The sequence below is a fragment of the Salipiger pentaromativorans genome (genome assembly GCF_024721115.1).
GTDB lineage: Bacteria > Pseudomonadota > Alphaproteobacteria > Rhodobacterales > Rhodobacteraceae > Salipiger > Salipiger pentaromativorans.
On record NZ_JAMDHK010000007.1, the window covers coordinates 190,191 to 206,913 of the forward strand.

Genomic DNA, 16,723 nt, shown 5'->3' on the forward strand with positions numbered 1-16,723 from the left:
ATCCCGGATAATTGCTCTTTTCACGCCGCAGGCCCGCCATAATCGCGCCGGAATCCGGGGGAATTAATTCTTCCGTAGGCTTTGCAGCGTAGCACGGACGCGAACGGAGGATCTTATGGCGATGATGGCACTTCTGATGGGCAGCGTCCTGGGCTTTTTCGGCGCCATTGCCGCCTGGCTTGTCTTCGACGTCTCGCTGACCTCCGCCGTCACGCTCTATTTCGGCAGCGCCTTGGGCTTCGGCCTGCTGCCCCTCGTCGCCTGCGCCCTGCGCAGCGACGCGACACCCGAACCGGCCCCCGCGCGCTAGGGCCGGCCCGCCTCTTTCTCCGAAATCCGCGCGATCAGCGCCTCGACGGACGGCCCCAGCGCCGCGACGATCCGCGTCACCCCTTCACCCGAAGGGTGAATTCCATCCGGCTGCATCAGCCCCGCCGCCGTCTCGGGCGGCGCGTCATCGGGCAGGATGCCTTCGAAGAAGCTGGGGAAATACAGCGCGCCATAGCGCTCGGCCAGCTCCGGATACAGCGCATCGAACGCCACCTTGTACTCGGGCCCGTAATTGCCCGGCGCCTTCATCCCCACCAGCAGCACCTCGACATCCTTCTCGGCGGCGGCCTGGAGAATCCCTTCGATATTGGCGCGCGACATCTCGGGAGGCAGCCCGCGCAGCAGATCATTGCCGCCCAGCGTCACGATCATCCCCTGGATCTCGGGGGTCAGCGACCAGTCCACGCGCGACAGACCGCCCGCCGTGGTGTCGCCCGACACGCCGCCATTCACCAACCGCACGTCATGACCCCGCTCCGCCAGCCAAGCCCGGAGCTGTGGCACAAAGCCCTCCTGCTCGATCAGCCCGTAGCCCTGGGTCAGACTGTCGCCCAGCGCCAGAAGATGCACCTGTCCGGCGCGCGCGGGCCCGGCGAGCACGCCGCAAAGCAGCATCAGCCCGACCAGCGCCTTGTTGAGCCACGCGCGGGCCCCATATGTAAGCGAGTGCATCATTTTTCCGGACGCTCCTTCATGCCCGATCCCGTTATCGCCCTCAAAGATGTCACGCTGAGCCTGCGCGGCAATGCCGGACTGGTGGAAATCCTGCACGGCATTTCGCTGGATGTGACCAGGGGCGAGACGCTGGGGCTCATCGGTCCGTCGGGCAGCGGGAAATCCTCTCTTCTCATGGTCATGGGCGGTCTCGAGAACGCCACCAGCGGCCGGGTCGATGTTCTGGGCCACGATCTGACCGCGATGGACGAAGACCAGCTCGCCCGGTTCCGCCGCGATCATATGGGCGTGGTGTTCCAGAGCTTCAACCTGATCCCCACCATGACCGCGCTGGAAAATGTCGCGACTCCGCTGGAGCTGGCCGGCCACAAGGACGCCTTCGACCGCGCCCAGGCCGAGCTCGAGGCGGTCGGGCTCGCCCAGCGCGCCGATCACTATCCCGCGCAGATGTCAGGCGGCGAACAGCAGCGCGTGGCGCTGGCCCGCGCCTCGGCGCCGCGGCCCGACATCCTGCTCGCCGACGAACCCACCGGCAACCTCGACGGTGCCAACGGCGCGGCGATCATGGACCTGCTCTTTGGCCTGCGCGACCGGCACGGCGCGACACTGGTGCTGGTCACCCATTCCAATGCGCTGGCGCAGCGCTGCGACCGGGTGGTGCGGTTGACCGACGGGCGCGTCGACGATGCCGCAAAGGCGAGGGCCGCCGAATGAGCCTGCGCATCGCTGCCCGCTTTGCCCGGCGCGAGCTGCGCGGCGGGCTGCGCGGCTTTCGCATCTTTCTGGCCTGTCTTGCGCTCGGGGTTGCGGCGATTGCAGGGGTCGGCTCTGTCCGCTCGGCGATTCAGGCCGGGCTGGCCGATCAGGGCGCCATTCTGCTGGGCGGCGACGCACAGGCCAAATTCACCTACCGCTTTGCCTCGGAGGAGGAGCGTGCCTGGCTGGCCGAGGTCTCGGTCGCGCTGTCCGAGGTGACCGATTTCCGCTCGATGGCGGTGGTCGACCGGGAGTCCGGGGCCGAGCGCGGGCTCACCCAGGTGAAATCGGTCGATTCCGCCTATCCGCTGCTGGGCACGATGCAACTCGACCCGCCGATGCCGCTGGATGAGGCGCTTGCGGGCGGTGCGCAGCCCGGCGCGGTGATGGCCCCGGTGCTGGCCGACCGGCTCGGGCTGTCGCCGGGCGATACGTTCCGGCTGGGCACCCAGCCCTTCACTCTCAGCGCGGTGATCGTGACCGAGCCGGACGATGCCGGCGACGGGTTCGGCCTGGGGCCGCGCACGCTGGTGCGCACCGCCGATCTCCAGGGCTCCGGCCTGCTGGCGCCGGGCTCGCTTTTTGAAACCGAATACCGGATCCTGGTGCCCGAGGGCACCGACATGAACGCGCTGCGCGACAGCGCGGAGGCGCGGTTCGCGGGCACCGGCGTCCGCTGGCGCGATGCGCGCAACGGCGCGCCCGGAGTTGCGCGCTTTGTCGACCGGCTGGGCAGTTTCCTGGTGCTGGTGGGGCTGTCGGGGCTGGCCGTGGGCGGTATCGGCGTGTCGGCGGCGGTGCGGGCCTATCTGGCGCGCAAGACCGGCGTCATCGCCACGCTGCGCACGCTGGGCGCCAGCCGTGCAGTGATCTTTCTGACCTATTTCCTCCAGATCGGCGCGCTCAGCCTGCTGGGCATCGCGCTTGGCCTGATCCTCGGCGCGGCGATCCCGCTTCTGTTCGCCCCGCTGATCGCCTCGGCGCTGCCGATCCCGGTGATCTTCACCCTCTATCCCGCGCCGCTTGCCGAAGCGGCGGTCTATGGCGTGCTGACGGCGCTACTCTTCACGCTCTGGCCGCTTGCCCGCACCGAAGAGGTGCGCGCCGCCGCACTCTTCCGTGACGCGCTGGACAGCGCCCGTGCGCTGCCCGCCGCGCGTTATGTCATCGCCACGCTGCTGCTGCTGGCGCTGCTTGTGGCGGTGGCCGCGCTGTTCTCCGGCGATCCGCGCATCACGCTGTGGACGGCGGGCGGCATCCTTGGCGCGCTGGTCATCCTCGCGGTGGCGGCCACCGGCATCCGCGCCCTGGCAAAACGCGCGACACCCGCCGCACGCGGCCGCCCGGTCTGGCGCTGGGCTTTGGGCGCCATCGGCGGGCCGCGCGAGACCGCGGCCTCGGTGGTGCTGTCGCTGGGGCTGGGGCTGTCGGTACTGGCCGCCATCGGCCAGATCGACGGCAACCTGCGCGCCGCGATCAGCCGCGATCTGCCCGAGGTCGCGCCCTCCTATTTCTTTGTCGACATCCAGCCCGACCAGATCGACGGCTATCTCGCCCGGCTGGAAGGCGACCCCGCCGTGAGCCGTGTAGATACCGCACCGATGCTGCGCGGGGTGATCACGCAGATCAACGGGCAGAACGCGCAGGACGTCGCGGGCGATCACTGGGTGGTGCGCGGCGACCGCGGCATCACCTATGCGGCGAGACCCGACAGCCGCACCATCGTCACCGAAGGCGAATGGTGGCCTGAGGATTACGACGGCCCGCCGCAGATCAGCTTTGCCCGCGAAGAGGCCGAGGAGATCGGCCTCAAGCTCGGCGACGAGATCACCTTCAACGTGCTGGGCCGCGACATCACCGCGACGATCACCAGTTTCCGCGATGTGGATTTCTCCACCGCCGGGATCGGCTTTGTCATGACGCTGAACCCCGCCGCGCTGCGCGGCGCGCCGCATACCTTCATCTCGACCGTCTATGCCGAGCCGGAAGCCGAAGCGCAGATCCTGCGCGATCTCGCCAGCGCCTATCCCAATATCACCGCCATTCGGGTGCGCGACGCCATCGACCGGGTGAGCGTGCTGCTCGAAGGCATCGCGGGCGCCATCCGCTGGGGCGCGGCGGCGACGCTGCTCACCGGCTTTCTGGTGCTGATCGGCGCGGCGGCGGCAGGCGAGGGCGCGCGTACCTATGAGGCGGCGGTGCTGAAGACGCTGGGCGCCAGCCGCGCCCGCATATTGCAGAGCTTCGCCCTGCGCTCGGCGCTTCTGGGCGCGGGCGCCGGGGTGGTGGCGCTGGGGGCAGGAATCCTCGGCGGCTGGGCGGTCAGCACCTTCCTGATGGAGACGGAATTCGGCGTCATCTGGTCCTCGGCGCTGGGAATCATCGCGGGCGGCGTTCTGGCGACGCTTCTGGCCGGCCTCGGCTTTGCCTGGCGACCGCTGTCGGCGCGGCCCGCGCGGGTGCTGCGGGCGCGCGAATAGTCACCTTGAATACCGGGGCCGTGGCTGGCACTTCATGGGTAACCCCTAGGCTGCCACGGACCTTCCGACCGATGACCGATTCCCTGCCCATGCCGATCTCGACGCTGACCCAGGCGCAGCGCACCTCCATCATGAACCTGGTGCGCCGCGCCGCGCGCACCGAGATCATGCCGCGCTTTCGCAGCCTTGACGCCAGCGACATCTCGCAAAAAACCAGCCGTCAGGATCTGGTGACCGAGGCCGACCGCGCCGCCGAGGCGATGATCGCGCGCGGGTTGGTGGGGCTCTTCCCCAACGCGCTGATCGTGGGCGAGGAGAATGTCTCGGAAAACCCCGAGGTGCTGGACAAGATCGCCGAGGCCGAGCTGGCCTTCACCATCGACCCGGTGGACGGCACCTGGAATTACGCCCACGGGCTCGCCACATTCGGCGTGATCCTCTCGGCGCTGCGCTTCGGCAATCCGGTCTTCGGCCTGCTCTACGATCCGGTGATGGACGATTTCGTCATCGGCGAAACCAATGGCCCGGCGGAAATGATCGTCCCCAAGCGCCGCGTCCGGCGCCCGCTGTCGGTCTCCGCCGGCGGCCAGGTCGAAGAGCTTCAGGGCTATCTTCCGCTCTATATGCTGCCCGAGGACAAGCAATCGGCCATGGCCGCCCTGATGCCCCGGTTCGAGCGCGTGCTGACGCTGCGCTGCTCCGCCCATGAGATGCGGATGCTGGCGCAGGGCCATGTGGATTTTGTCCTCTCGGTCCGGCTCACCCCGTGGGATCACGCCGCCGGCGCGCTGCTCTGCCAATGCGCGGGCGGCTATGCCGCGATGCTCGACGGGTCCGAGTACAACGCGACCAAACGCGAAGGCTATCTGCTCTGCGCCTCGGACAAAGCGACCTGGGAACGCCTTCGCGACGCGCTGTCGTTCCTGACCGACGCGCCCGAAGCCGCCGAAGAGCCGGCCGAGGAAGAAACCGCCGATGCCTGAGCTCACGCCCTGGGCGGCCCTGCCGCCCGAGCGGCAGCTAGCTCTGCGCGAGGCCTATGCCGCCGATCCCGCCTGCCTGACCGGCACCTGTTCCCTGGAACGCAAGACGGCGGCTTTTGCCGACTGGCTGGCAGCACAGGGCGTGGCCTTCAGCGAAGCGGATCTGCATCCCGGCCGCAGGGCATAGGCGGTCTCGGACCAGCGGTGGGCAGAATTGCCCACCCTACCAGTGCGGATGTGTCCGAGCCAGATGAGCCCGGACCTGATCCGGGGCGGGGCGGCTCTTATTCCGCCGCCTCGGCGTAATCCGACATCGGCGGGCAGGTGCAGACCAGGTGACGGTCGCCATAGGCGTTGTCCACCCGGTTGACCGGCGGCCAGTATTTATCGACCCGGAAGGCGCCCGGCGGGAAACAGCCCTGCTCGCGCGAATAGGGACGATCCCAATCGCGGACCAGATCCTCCATCGTGTGAGGCGCGTGTTTCAGCGGGTTGTTCTCGACATCCATCCGGCCCTCCTCGATGGCCCGGATCTCCTCTCGGATCGCCAGCATTGCGTCGCAGAACCGGTCCAGCTCTGCCTTCGTTTCCGATTCCGTCGGCTCCACCATCAGCGTGCCCGCCACCGGCCAGCTCATCGTGGGCGCGTGGAAGCCGCAATCGACCAGCCGCTTGGCGATGTCCTCCACCGTCACACCGGCGGATTTCTCGAATGGGCGCACATCGACGATACATTCATGCGCCACCCGGCCCTTTGGACCGGTATAGAGGATCTCATACGCGCCCGAGAGCCGCGCCGCGATGTAATTGGCGTTCAGGATCGCCACCCGCGTCGCCTGGGTCAGCCCCTCGCCGCCCATCATCAGGATATAGCCCCAGGAGATCGGCAGCAGCGAGGGCGAGCCGAAAGCCGCCGCCGAGACCGGCCCGGCCAGCCCGTCTTCCAGCGGATGCGAGGGTAGATGCGGCACCAGATGCGCTTTGACGCCGATGGGGCCCATGCCGGGCCCGCCGCCGCCATGCGGAATGCAGAAGGTCTTGTGCAGGTTCAGGTGGCTCACATCGCCGCCCAGATCGCCGGGCCGCGACAGGCCCACCATGGCGTTCATGTTGGCGCCGTCGATATAGACCTGCCCGCCATGGGCATGGGTGATCTCGCAAACCTCTTTCACGGTCTCCTCGAACACCCCATGGGTCGAGGGATAGGTGATCATGCAGGCGGCCAGCGTGTCGGCATGTTTTTCCGCCTTGGCGCGGAAATCCTCCAGGTCGATGGAGCCCTTCTCGTCGCAGGCCACCGGCACCACCTTGAAGCCCACCATCTGCGCCGAAGCCGGGTTGGTGCCATGGGCGTTCACCGGAATCAGACAGACATCGCGCTGCCCCTGCCCCCGCGCCCTCTGCCAAGAGGCGATGGTCAGCAGGCCCGCATATTCGCCCTGTGCGCCGGAATTGGGCTGCATGGAAAAGGCATCGTAACCGGTGATCGCGCAGAGCTTGCGCGACAGATCGGCGATCATCTCGGCATAGCCGCGCGCCTGATCGGCGGGGGCATAGGGGTGCAGCCCCGCGAATTCCTTCCAGCTCACCGGCATCATCTCGGCGGCGGCGTTCAGCTTCATCGTGCAGGACCCCAGCGGAATCATCGCCCGGTCGAGCGCCAGGTCGCGATCGGCGAGACGGCGCATATAGCGCATCATCTCGGTCTCGGCGCGGTTCATCTGGAACACCTCATGGGTGAGATAGGCGCTCTCGCGCAGCAGCGCTTCGGGCAGCCGGTACTCGACCACAAGATCGTCGTCCTCCCGTACAAGACCGAAGGCGCGCCAGACCGCCTCGATGGTCGCGGAGCGGGTGGTCTCGTCCAGGGTGATCCCCACCTTGGACTTTCCGACCCGACGCAGATTGACCCCTTCCTTGACCGCCGCCTGCAACACCCCGCGCTGCAAAAGTCCCACCTCGACGACAATCGTGTCGAAGAACGCCGCCGGCTCCACCTTGAACCCGGCCTCCTCCAGCCCCTTGGCCAGCCGCACCGTCTTGAGATGGATGCGCTGCGCGATGGCCTTGAGCCCCTCGGGCCCGTGGAACACCGCATAAAAGCCGGCCATCACCGCCAGCAACGCCTGCGCGGTGCAGACGTTCGAGGTCGCCTTCTCGCGGCGGATATGCTGCTCGCGGGTTTGCAGCGCCAGCCGGTAGGCGCGGTTGCCCAGCGCATCCACCGACACGCCGACGATCCGGCCCGGCATCGCCCGCTTGTAGGCGTCTTTCGTGGCCATATAGGCCGCGTGCGGCCCGCCAAAGCCCAGCGGCACGCCGAAGCGCTGGGTCGAGCCCACGGCGATATCCGCCCCCATCGCGCCCGGCTCCTTCACCAGGCACAGCGCCATGATGTCCGCCGCGACGATGCCGATGGCCTTGGCCGCGTGCAGCGCCTCGATCTCGGCGGAAAGATCCCGGAGTACGCCGAAGGTGCCGGGATACTGGAAGAGCGCGCCAAAGACCTTGTCGGCCTCCAGTGCCTCGGGCGCGCCGACGATCACCTCGATCCCCAGCGGCGCGGCGCGGGTCTTCATCACCGCGATGTTTTGCGGGTGGCAATTCTCATCCACGAAAAACGCCGTGGCCTTCGACTTGGCCACGCGCTTGGCCATGGTCATCGCCTCGGCGCAGGCGGTGGCCTCGTCGAGCAGCGAGGCATTGGCGATCTCCAGCCCGGTCAGGTCGCTGACCATGGTCTGGTAGTTCAGCAGCGCCTCGAGCCGGCCCTGGCTGATCTCGGGCTGATAGGGCGTATAGGCGGTGTACCAGGCCGGGTTCTCGAAGATGTTCCACTGGATCGCCGGCGGCGTGATGGTGCCGTGATAGCCCTGCCCGATGAGCGAGGTCAGAACCTTGTTCTTCTCGGCCACGTCCTGAAGATGCCAGAGCATCTCGCGCTCCGAGAGCGGCGCACCGAAATCGAGCGGCGCGGCCTGGCGAATGCCATGGGGCACGGTTTCGTCGATCAGCCTGTCCAGATCCGCCACGCCAAGCGTGTCGAACATCTCCGCCATCTCGGCGGGCGACGGGCCGATATGGCGCCGGTTGGCGAAATCGTAGGGAAGGTAGTCGGTCGGCGTGAAAGGCATCTCTATCCGTCCAGAATGTGCAGCTTCGAGGCGGAGACTCTCCCCCGCCCTTTCATCTTTCCACAAATACTCAAACGCCGCGGTCCCCGCTCCATCCGGCGCCGGGACTGGGGCCTTGGCGTAGGGTGGGCAATTCTGCCCACCACGCCGCGGTCGGTGTTACCCGACGAAGTCCTTGTAGGCGGCCTCGTCCATCAGCTCGTCGAGCGCCGACAGATCCTCGATCTTCATCTTGAAGAACCAGGCATCGCCCTCGGGATCCTCGTTCACCTTGCCCGGGTCCTCGGTGATCGCCTCGTTCACCTCGACGATCTCGCCGTCGAGCGGGGCAAGGATGTCCGATGCCGCCTTGACCGACTCGATCACCACCACCTCGTCATCCTTGCTGACCGTGGCGCCCGCCTCGGGCAGTTCCACAAAGACCACATCGCCAAGCTGTTCGGCGGCATGGGCGGTGATGCCCACCACGACCAGATCGTCCTCGACGCGCAGCCATTCATGTTCTTCGGTGAATTTCATTCGCTAGTCCCTTCCCTGTCAGCGCTTGTATGTCTGTTTCACGAACGGCAGCGGCACCACCGCGACCGGCAGCCGCTTGCCCCGGACCTCGCCGTAATAGCGCGTGCCCGGCGTGGCGCCCGCCTTGGGCACATAGCCCATCGCCACCGGCCCGCCGACGCTCGGCCCGAACCCGCCCGAGGTGATCCGGCCCACGGACTCGCCGCCCTCTTCGGCCTCGAACAGCGGTACGCCCTCGCGCATCGGCGCCCGGCCCTCGGGTTTCAACCCGACCCGCAGCTCGGCGGCGCCGGTCGCGATTTCGGCGAGAATTTTTTCCGCGCCAGGGAAACCGCCCGCGCGGTCGCCATCGGCGCGGCGCACCTTCTGGATCGCCCAGAGCAGCCCCGCCGCCGCCGGCGTCGTCGTGGTGTCGATGTCATGGCCGTAAAGGCAAAGCCCGGCCTCCAGCCGCAGCGAGTCGCGGGCGCCGAGCCCGATGGGCTCCACCGCCTCCTGCGCCAGCAGCGCCTCGGCCAGCGCCACAGCGGCGCTTTCGGGCACCGAGATCTCGAACCCGTCCTCGCCGGTATAGCCCGAGCGCGACACCCAGCATTCCGCGCCCGCCAGCGCCACGGTCGCCACATCCATGAAGAGCATGTCTGCCACCGCCGGGTTCAGCGCCGCCAGCGCCGCCTCGGCCTCGGGGCCCTGAAGCGCAAAAAGCGCCCGGTCCTCGATATACTCGACCGTGATCCCTTCAGGCTCCAGCCCGGCGCGCAGCCGCGCCACATCCGCCTCCTTGCAGGCGGCGTTGACCACCAGAAACAGGTGATCGCCACGGTTGGCGATCATCAGATCGTCCTCGATCCCGCCATCCTCGTTGGTGAAGAGCCCATAGCGTTGCCGCCCCTCTTCCAGCCCGGCCACCGAAACCGGCACCAGCGCCTCCAGCGCCAGCGCGGCACCCTCGCCGCGCAGGATCACCTGGCCCATATGGCTCACGTCGAAAAACCCCGCCCGCGCGCGCGTGTGCAGATGTTCCTTCATGACCCCAAGCGTGTATTGCACCGGCATCTCGTAACCGGCAAACGGCACCATCTTCGCTCCGAGCGACAGGTGCAGATCGTGTAGCGGCGTGCGTTTCAGCTCGTCCATGCGCGTCTCACATCCTTTTGGCCCGGATGCGGCGCGTGGCCCAGTCCCGGACATTCCCCGCGCGGATCAAGCCCGCGCCCGAAATGCCCCCTCTGTCCGTCAGCCTGAGATCGTTATCCCTTCGGCGGGCGCGGTAACCGCGCCACTCTCCAGAGTCTGTGATCCGTCAAGGTCCCTTTGGCCTGAGAGTTTCCGGGGCGGTTGCTCCTTCGGCACCGGCAAGACCGGTTCTCCCTCAGCGGATGACAGGACGCTACGATGTTTGTTGCTGCGCCGCAAGATTGCTGTGACGCATTCCCAGCGCGCAGCGGTGCTCGGGCGCGAGAATGTCGATCAACGGGGCATTGTCGCAGACCAATGCATCCAGAGTGATCGGATCCAGTGTGGCATAGAACGCGCTGGCCGCGTCGGTGAGCGCAATGCGCAGGCGGCAGGCATCGGTCAGCGGGCAGGTGTTGTCGACATCGGCAAAGCACTCGGCCAGCGGCACCGGCGCCTCGAGCGCGCGGAACACGTCGCCGATGCGGATCTGTTCCGCCGGGCGCGACAGCTCCAGCCCGCCGTTGCGGCCGCGCTGGGTGTGCAGATAGCCCAGCTGGGCAAGCTGGTTGATCACCTGCGCCAGATGGTTTTCGGAGGCGTTACAGCGCTCCGCGATCTCGGATTTGGTCACAAGGCGACCGGTATTCGCTGCGCAGTGCATCAGCACGCGGATGGCTATATTCGTTCTCTTGGTGACGCGCACGTCCGGATCCTCACTCTCGGTGGTTGCGGGTTACATACATGATCCGGCAAATAGTAGTTTGACATACATCAATCAGAGGGCGGTAACGGCGACGTGAGCAACGCTTTTTTCTTCGGATATGGGTCCCTGGTGAACCGGCTGACGCATGGATTTGCCCCGGCGCATCGCGCGACCGCGCGCGGCTGGCGCCGGGCCTGGCGCTTCACCGCCGCGCGCGAGGTCGCCTATCTCACCGCGATTCCCGACCCCGGTTGCGAAATCGAGGGGCTGATCGCGCCGGTACCACCCGATGGCTGGGCCGCGCTCGACCTGCGCGAACATGCCTACGAGCGGCGCGACGCGCTGCTGGACGTAACCCACGAGGCGCCCGATGTGGCGCAGCTCGCGATCTATGCCATCGCGCCGGGCAACCTGCATCTGCCGGACGATGCCCACCCGGTGCTGCTCAGCTATATCGACGTGGTCGTGCAAGGCTATCTTGGCGAATACGGCCCGGAGGGGGCCGAGCGCTTCTTCGCTACCACCACCGGCTGGGAAGCCCCGATCCTGAACGACCGCGCGGCGCCACGCTATCCCCGCGCGCAAAACCTCAGCGATGACGAGCGCGCCTTTGTCGATGCCCGGTTAAGCGCGCTCGGCTGCCGGTTTTACGCCTGAGAGGCAAGATCGCGCGCCGGGATCTTTTGCAGCAGCGGCAGCACATCCGCCATTTCCGGCCCGCGCTCGCGCCCGGTCAGCGCCTTGCGCAGCGGCATGAAAAGACCCTTGCCCTTGCGGCCGGTCTTTTCCTTCACCGCCTTGGTCCAGTCGCCCCAGCTTTCCTGGGTGAACGGGCCTTCCGGCAGGATCGCCATCGCCTCGGCAATGAAATCCTTGTCCTCGTCGGCCACCAGAGGTTCGGCACCCTCGCTGAAAAGCGTCCACCAGCCCGCCAGATCCTTGCGGGTCACGATGTTCTCGCGCGTGACACTCCAGAACAGCTCGGCCTTGTCGGCGGGCACGCCCAGCGCGGCGATCTCGTCCGCCACCGCCGAAAGCGGCAGCCCGTGCAGCTTGCGCGCGGTCAGCGGATAAAGGTCGTTCACGTCAAACTTGGTCGGCGCCGCGCCGAACTGGCTGAGGTCGAAGCCTTCGGCGATCTCTTCCAGCGAGAGGCGCAGCTCCACCGGCTGGCTGGAGCCGAGACGCGCCATCAGCGACAAGAGCGCCTCGGGCTCGACACCGCTTTCGCGCAGGTCGCGGATCGACAGCACGCCAAGCCGCTTGGACAGCGATTCGCCCTGCGGGCCGGTCAGCAGCGAGTGGTGCGCGAAACTGGGCACCGAACCGCCCAGCGCCTCGATGATCTGGATCTGCGTCGCGGTATTGGTGACGTGGTCCGAGCCGCGCACCACATGGGTGACGCCCATCTCGGTATCGTCCACCACCGAGGCCAGCGTATAAAGAATCTGCCCGTCGCCCCGGATCAGCACCGGGTCCGAGACCGAGGCGGCGTCGATCGAAATGTCGCCAAGGATGCCGTCGGTCCAGTCGATGCGCTGCTGGTCGAGCTTGAAGCGCCAGACGCCATTGCCGCGCTCGGCGCGCAGCGCGTCCTTCTCCGCCTCGCTCAGCGCCAGCGCCGCGCGGTCATAGACCGGCGGTTTGCCCATGTTGAGCTGCTTCTTGCGCTTGAGATCCAGCTCGGTCGGCGTTTCGAAGGCTTCATAGAAGCGGTCGATTTCGCGCAGCTTGTCCGCCGCCTCGTGGTAGCGGTCCAGCCGCAGGCTCTGTCGCTCGGTCTTGTCCCAGGTCAGGCCCAGCCATTCCAGATCGCGCTTGATGCCGTCGACATATTCTTCCTTGCTGCGCTCGGGATCGGTGTCGTCGATGCGCAGAATGAAGGTGCCGCCGGATTTCCGGGCGATCAGGTAGTTGAACAGCGCCGTGCGCAGGTTGCCCACATGGATGTGGCCGGTGGGCGAGGGGGCGAAACGGGTGACGGTCATGACAAGCTCCTGCTTATGCGCAGGGCACTTCCCACAAGCGCGTGCAATTGTCCAGTTGCGCCCTCTTGGCGAAGCCTGCGCGCCCTGCCATGCTGCGACGCATGAAAGACATTCTGACCGTCACGCTGAACCCGGCACTTGACCTCTCGACCACGACCGACAAGGTCGTCGCCGGGCCAAAGCTGCGCTGCGATCCGATCACCGTGGACCCCGGCGGCGGCGGCATCAACGTGGCCCGCGTGGTGGCCGAGATGGGCGGGCGGGCCCGCGCCTTCGTGGCGCTGGCCGGCCCCAACGGCATGCGGCTCGAGGCGGCGCTGTCCGAACGGGGCATTCCGCTGGTGCGCATGAAAGCACCGGACGAGACCCGCGAAAGCCTGGCCGTACACGACCGCAAGACCGGCGAACAATACCGCTTTGTCATGCCCGGGCCGCAATGGGCCGAGGGCGATGTGGCCGAAGCGCTGCACGCCATCGCCACCGCGGTGCCCGAGGGCGGTATCGTGGTGCTGAGCGGCAGCCAGCCACCGGGAGTCTCGGCGGAATTCACCACTCAGCTCTGCGCGGCGCTCGCGCCCCGCAACGCGCAGGTGATCGCCGATACCTCGGGCGCCGCGCTTGCCTATCTCGCACAGGGCACCGATCCCGCCCCGGCGGTGCTGCGCATGGACAGCCACGAGGCCGAGGAGCTTGCGGGCCGTGCGCTGGTCACGCGGCTGGAATCGGCGCAATTCGCCGCCGAGCTGATCGCGCGCGGCGCGGCGGAGCGGGTGATTCTGGCGCGCGGCGCCGACGGCTCGGTGATGGCGGGGCCAGAAGGTCTGTATCAGGTGAGCGCCGCCAAGGTTTCGGTGGTGTCCGCCGTGGGCGCGGGCGACAGTTTCGTCGGCGCCTTCGCCTTCGGTCTGGCGGGCGGGATGAGCGCGCCGGACGCGCTGGCGCTGGGCGCCGCCGCCGCCAGCGCCACGGTCACCACACCGGGCACGACGCTCTGCACCCGGCAGATGGTGTCGGACCTGCTGCCGCAATGCGGGGCAAGCGAAATCGCACAGTGACCGGCCGGGCGCCGGGCGGTCATATTCATTCACAAGAATTTTTGTAGGAAACCGGCGTCCGACCGGTCACCCTCCCTTTGGAACCGTGCTGCCGGGCCCTGGCGGCCGTCCGATGACGACCTAGTTTCAGGGAAAGACAACAGGAGGGATTTTCAATGACAGACCAACCCAGGATCACCCGCCGCACCGCCTTGGCCGGCGCGGCCGCCCTGCCCCTGGCGGCGGGGCTTGCGCGCCCCGCGCATGCGCAGGCCGCGATGAAAGGCGCACAGGTGCCCAAGGTGAACCGCATCATGCTGGGCGATTTCGAGGTCTCGGCGCTGATGGCCGGCACCCGCACGGTCGAGGAGCCGCATGGCATCTTCGGCATGAACGTGGGCGACGAGGAATTCGCCAGCGTCTCCGAGGCGGCGCATATCCCCACGGACAAGGCGCAGTTCTTCTTCACGCCGACGCTGGTCAACACCGGCTCGGCGCTGATCCTGTTCGATACCGGCCTCAATCCCGAGGGCATCGTCGCGGCGGTCGAGGCGGCGGGCTATGGCGCCGACGAGGTCTCCCATGTGGTGATCACCCATATGCATGGCGATCACGTGGGCGGGCTGACCGGCGGCGACGGGCCCACCTTCGCCAATGCGCAACATGTCACCGGCCAGGCGGAGTTCGATCACTGGTCGGCGGCGGGCGGCGACACGTTCACCGGCAAGGTACAGCCGCTGGCCGAACGGTTCAGCTTCATCGGCGACGGCGCCTCCGTGGCGCCCGGGGTGACCTCTGTTCTGGCGCCGGGGCACACGCCCGGCCATATGGGTTTCATGCTGGAGAGCGGCGGGCAGCAGCTCATGCTGATCGCGGATCTGGCAAACCACTATGTCTGGTCGCTGGCCTATCCCGACTGGGAGGTGCGGTTCGACACCGACAAGGCGATGGCCGCCGCCTCGCGCCGCAAGGTGCTGGACATGCTCGCCACCGACAAGGTGCCCTTCATCGGCTACCACATGCCGTTCCCGGCGCTGGGATATGTGCAGACCCGCGAGGACGGGTTCCAATATGTGCCGCACAGCTATCAGCTTTTGATGAGCTGACGGGTTTGTCTTGATACGGGGGTGGGCAGGATTGCCCACCCTACACCCCGGCTACACCCCGGCGCGCTCGCCCGGGCAGGCCCTCCTGACGTTCATCTTTCTCCAAATACGCGAACCGGGCGCCCGCAACAGGCGGTGTGTTTTTTGAGTATTTTCAGAAAGATGAAAGGGCTTCGATCAGCGGAAGCCGGGACCGTGGGCCCAGATGGTCAGCGAATGGCGCTCGCCCTCTTCGACGGGGGTGACGCGGTGCAGCAGGAAGGCGGGAAAGAGCGTGGCGCTGCCGCGTTCGGGCGCGGCCTCGATGCTGTGGGCAGACGGCATGATCTCGAGTGTGCCGCCGCGATAGCTGGCGGGATCCGAGAGCTGCACCACCATGGTCAGCTTGCGCCGGGCCGCGAGACGACCGTCGCCGATATCGGAATGCCAGCCGAAATGACCCTGCCGCTCGGCGCCATAGCGGGCGACCTGGGCGCTTTCGTCGAACGCGTCGAGGTCGAAGCCAAAGGCGTCGCGGTTGGCGATGCGGACGATCTCGACAATGCGTTCCATGACCCACTCCGCCCCCGGGACATCGTCGAGCCAGACGAGATCGGCACGGCGCAGGTTGTGGTCGCGGTTGCGGCCCACCAGCCGGGCATCGGCACTGGGGACCTCGCGGGTGAGCGCGATGATACGGTCGCAATCGGCATCGGCGAAGGCGCCGGGGATCTTGTGCACACTCAGCATCTGGGAACTCGGCTGGAGACGATCCGCGTTGCTTAGCGCCCGCGGCGCGCGGCGCTGGCCGGAAAGCGACCGGGCGGGCGGAAAACGACCTTTTCCTTTCGCCGCTTCCGCCCCATATGAGCGGGATGAGCGACCCCGATCTTGCCGCCTTCGAACGCATGGCCCGCGCGGCCCTGGCGCAGTTTCCCGCCCCGTTCCGGGACAGCGCGGCCGAGGTTGTGCTGCAAGTGGTGGACTGGCCGCCGAAGAAGATTCTGCACGAGATGCGGATCGCCGATCCGCTGGAGCTGACCGGGCTCTACGAGGGCATCCCGATGACCGAGCGGTCGCTGACCTTCCCCTCGCCCTATCCCGACCGGGTCTGGCTGTTCCGGCTGCCGATCCTGGCGGAATGGCGCGACCGCGGGGATATTGCGCTGGAAGATCTGGTGACCCATGTCACGGTACATGAGTTCGCCCATCACTTCGGCTGGTCGGACGACGACATCGCCAGCATCGACAGGTGGTGGGAGTAGGCCGCCCACGTCCCAGCGCGGGCTTTGGGCACAGGGTACGGGCGCATACCATATCGGTCGAAAACGGTTTTGCTGCCATTCGCTGCACGCGCAGAGCGACGGCTTTACGCAGAAAGCGGGCATGCCTTGCTTGGCTCGGGCCCCAAAAGCTGCCGTTCAGGCGGAGCGCAGCGCTCAACCCCTCCGAGCTTTCTTTCCCTATGCGGCAGGGTGAAGGAAGATCAGGAAGAAGCGCCAGACTCACACTTTGGTGCGTAGTCTTCGAGCAGTGTCATGAACTCATCAACGTTCTCGGGCTGCAAATACAACGTGAACGAATTGCTGGGCAAAGGCTTCGTGATTTTCACACCGGAGCATAATGCGGTGGTCTCTTGCGATTTGGAATATTGGTCGGGGTTGATTTCCTGCTGGTATCTTCTGCTCAAGGAATTAAGCCGAGCATCTACATCTTTTTGGGTATCTCTTATATTCTTCGCCCAGAATTCGTTCGCTGGCGTCATAGGCTAAGGAACGTCTGATCTACCGTTTTGGCTGTGCCGATTTCCATGCAATCGGGCTTTGATTTAGCATACAGGGACCGATTTTGGGCTCG

Annotated in this window: 16 protein-coding genes and 1 riboswitch; of the genes, 9 read left to right on the forward strand and 7 right to left on the reverse strand. The window is 66.9% G+C overall.

Going from position 1 to position 16,723, the window contains the following annotated elements; all coding sequences use genetic code 11:
- The first annotated feature begins 115 nt into the window (after window positions 1-115).
- Entirely contained in the window at window positions 116-310 is a 195-nt protein-coding gene (locus tag M4578_RS13350; RefSeq protein ID WP_258093771.1) for a hypothetical protein, read from the forward strand.
- On the opposite strand, the gene M4578_RS13355 is transcribed toward M4578_RS13350, so the two are convergent.
- Window positions 307-1,005: an arylesterase gene (locus M4578_RS13355; protein ID WP_258093772.1), complete on the reverse strand. Its 699-nt coding sequence runs from the start codon at window positions 1,003-1,005 to the stop codon at window positions 307-309. The genes M4578_RS13350 and M4578_RS13355 overlap by 4 nt on opposite strands.
- A gap of 18 nt (window positions 1,006-1,023) precedes the next feature.
- Between M4578_RS13355 and M4578_RS13360 the strand changes: the two genes are divergently transcribed.
- The 4 genes from M4578_RS13360 to M4578_RS13375 all read left to right on the forward strand — a co-directional run bounded on the left by M4578_RS13360 (window position 1,024) and on the right by M4578_RS13375 (window position 5,411).
- Entirely contained in the window at window positions 1,024-1,719 is a 696-nt protein-coding gene (locus M4578_RS13360) for an ABC transporter ATP-binding protein (RefSeq protein WP_258093773.1), read from the forward strand.
- Window positions 1,716-4,241, forward strand: coding sequence for an ABC transporter permease (locus M4578_RS13365; protein ID WP_258093774.1), 2,526 nt, complete (start codon window positions 1,716-1,718; stop codon window positions 4,239-4,241). Before M4578_RS13360 ends, M4578_RS13365 begins: the two co-directional genes overlap by 4 nt.
- A gap of 71 nt (window positions 4,242-4,312) precedes the next feature.
- Window positions 4,313-5,224: an inositol monophosphatase family protein gene (locus M4578_RS13370; protein WP_258093775.1), complete on the forward strand. Its 912-nt coding sequence runs from the start codon at window positions 4,313-4,315 to the stop codon at window positions 5,222-5,224.
- Window positions 5,217-5,411 (forward strand): hypothetical protein, encoded by a 195-nt coding sequence (locus tag M4578_RS13375; RefSeq protein ID WP_258093776.1) that lies wholly within the window; start codon window positions 5,217-5,219, stop codon window positions 5,409-5,411. Before M4578_RS13370 ends, M4578_RS13375 begins: the two co-directional genes overlap by 8 nt.
- Before the next feature lie 97 nt (window positions 5,412-5,508).
- Here the strand turns inward: M4578_RS13375 and gcvP are convergent, their stop codons facing one another.
- The 4 genes from gcvP to M4578_RS13395 form a co-directional block, all read right to left on the reverse strand.
- Entirely contained in the window at window positions 5,509-8,358 is a 2,850-nt protein-coding gene (gene gcvP, locus M4578_RS13380) for an aminomethyl-transferring glycine dehydrogenase (RefSeq protein WP_258093777.1), read from the reverse strand.
- A 159-nt stretch (window positions 8,359-8,517) separates the two neighbouring features.
- Window positions 8,518-8,877, reverse strand: coding sequence for a glycine cleavage system protein GcvH (gene gcvH, locus M4578_RS13385; RefSeq protein WP_258093778.1), 360 nt, complete (start codon window positions 8,875-8,877; stop codon window positions 8,518-8,520).
- An 18-nt stretch (window positions 8,878-8,895) separates the two neighbouring features.
- Complete coding sequence (gene gcvT / locus M4578_RS13390) at window positions 8,896-10,014, reverse strand: glycine cleavage system aminomethyltransferase GcvT (RefSeq protein ID WP_258093779.1); 1,119 nt, start codon at window positions 10,012-10,014, stop codon at window positions 8,896-8,898.
- Between the two features lie 159 nt (window positions 10,015-10,173).
- Window positions 10,174-10,260, reverse strand: a riboswitch (glycine riboswitch).
- 7 nt (window positions 10,261-10,267) lie between these two features.
- Window positions 10,268-10,759 carry an RrF2 family transcriptional regulator gene (locus M4578_RS13395; RefSeq protein ID WP_258093780.1) on the reverse strand — a complete coding sequence of 164 codons (492 nt, stop codon included), beginning with the start codon at window positions 10,757-10,759 and terminating at the stop codon, window positions 10,268-10,270.
- 93 nt (window positions 10,760-10,852) lie between these two features.
- Between M4578_RS13395 and M4578_RS13400 the strand changes: the two genes are divergently transcribed.
- Window positions 10,853-11,416 carry a gamma-glutamylcyclotransferase family protein gene (locus M4578_RS13400; protein WP_258093781.1) on the forward strand — a complete coding sequence of 188 codons (564 nt, stop codon included), beginning with the start codon at window positions 10,853-10,855 and terminating at the stop codon, window positions 11,414-11,416.
- On the opposite strand, the gene gltX is transcribed toward M4578_RS13400, so the two are convergent.
- Window positions 11,407-12,747 carry a glutamate--tRNA ligase gene (gltX, locus tag M4578_RS13405; protein WP_258093782.1) on the reverse strand — a complete coding sequence of 447 codons (1,341 nt, stop codon included), beginning with the start codon at window positions 12,745-12,747 and terminating at the stop codon, window positions 11,407-11,409. The genes M4578_RS13400 and gltX overlap by 10 nt on opposite strands.
- Before the next feature lie 101 nt (window positions 12,748-12,848).
- Between gltX and M4578_RS13410 the strand changes: the two genes are divergently transcribed.
- The gene (locus M4578_RS13410) at window positions 12,849-13,802 is read left to right on the forward strand and encodes a 1-phosphofructokinase family hexose kinase (protein WP_258093783.1); all 954 of its coding nucleotides are present in this window, start codon (window positions 12,849-12,851) and stop codon (window positions 13,800-13,802) included.
- A gap of 155 nt (window positions 13,803-13,957) precedes the next feature.
- Window positions 13,958-14,887 carry an MBL fold metallo-hydrolase gene (locus M4578_RS13415; protein WP_258093784.1) on the forward strand — a complete coding sequence of 310 codons (930 nt, stop codon included), beginning with the start codon at window positions 13,958-13,960 and terminating at the stop codon, window positions 14,885-14,887.
- Window positions 14,888-15,064: 177 nt separating this feature from the next.
- Here M4578_RS13415 and M4578_RS13420 read toward each other — a convergent pair whose 3' ends face one another.
- Window positions 15,065-15,616 (reverse strand): 2OG-Fe(II) oxygenase, encoded by a 552-nt coding sequence (locus tag M4578_RS13420; protein WP_258093785.1) that lies wholly within the window; start codon window positions 15,614-15,616, stop codon window positions 15,065-15,067.
- A gap of 125 nt (window positions 15,617-15,741) precedes the next feature.
- On the opposite strand from M4578_RS13420, the gene M4578_RS13425 reads away from it, so the two are divergent.
- Window positions 15,742-16,131, forward strand: a complete 390-nt coding sequence (locus M4578_RS13425; protein WP_258093786.1) for a metallopeptidase family protein — start codon at window positions 15,742-15,744, stop codon at window positions 16,129-16,131.
- Window positions 16,132-16,723: the final 592 nt, after the last annotated feature.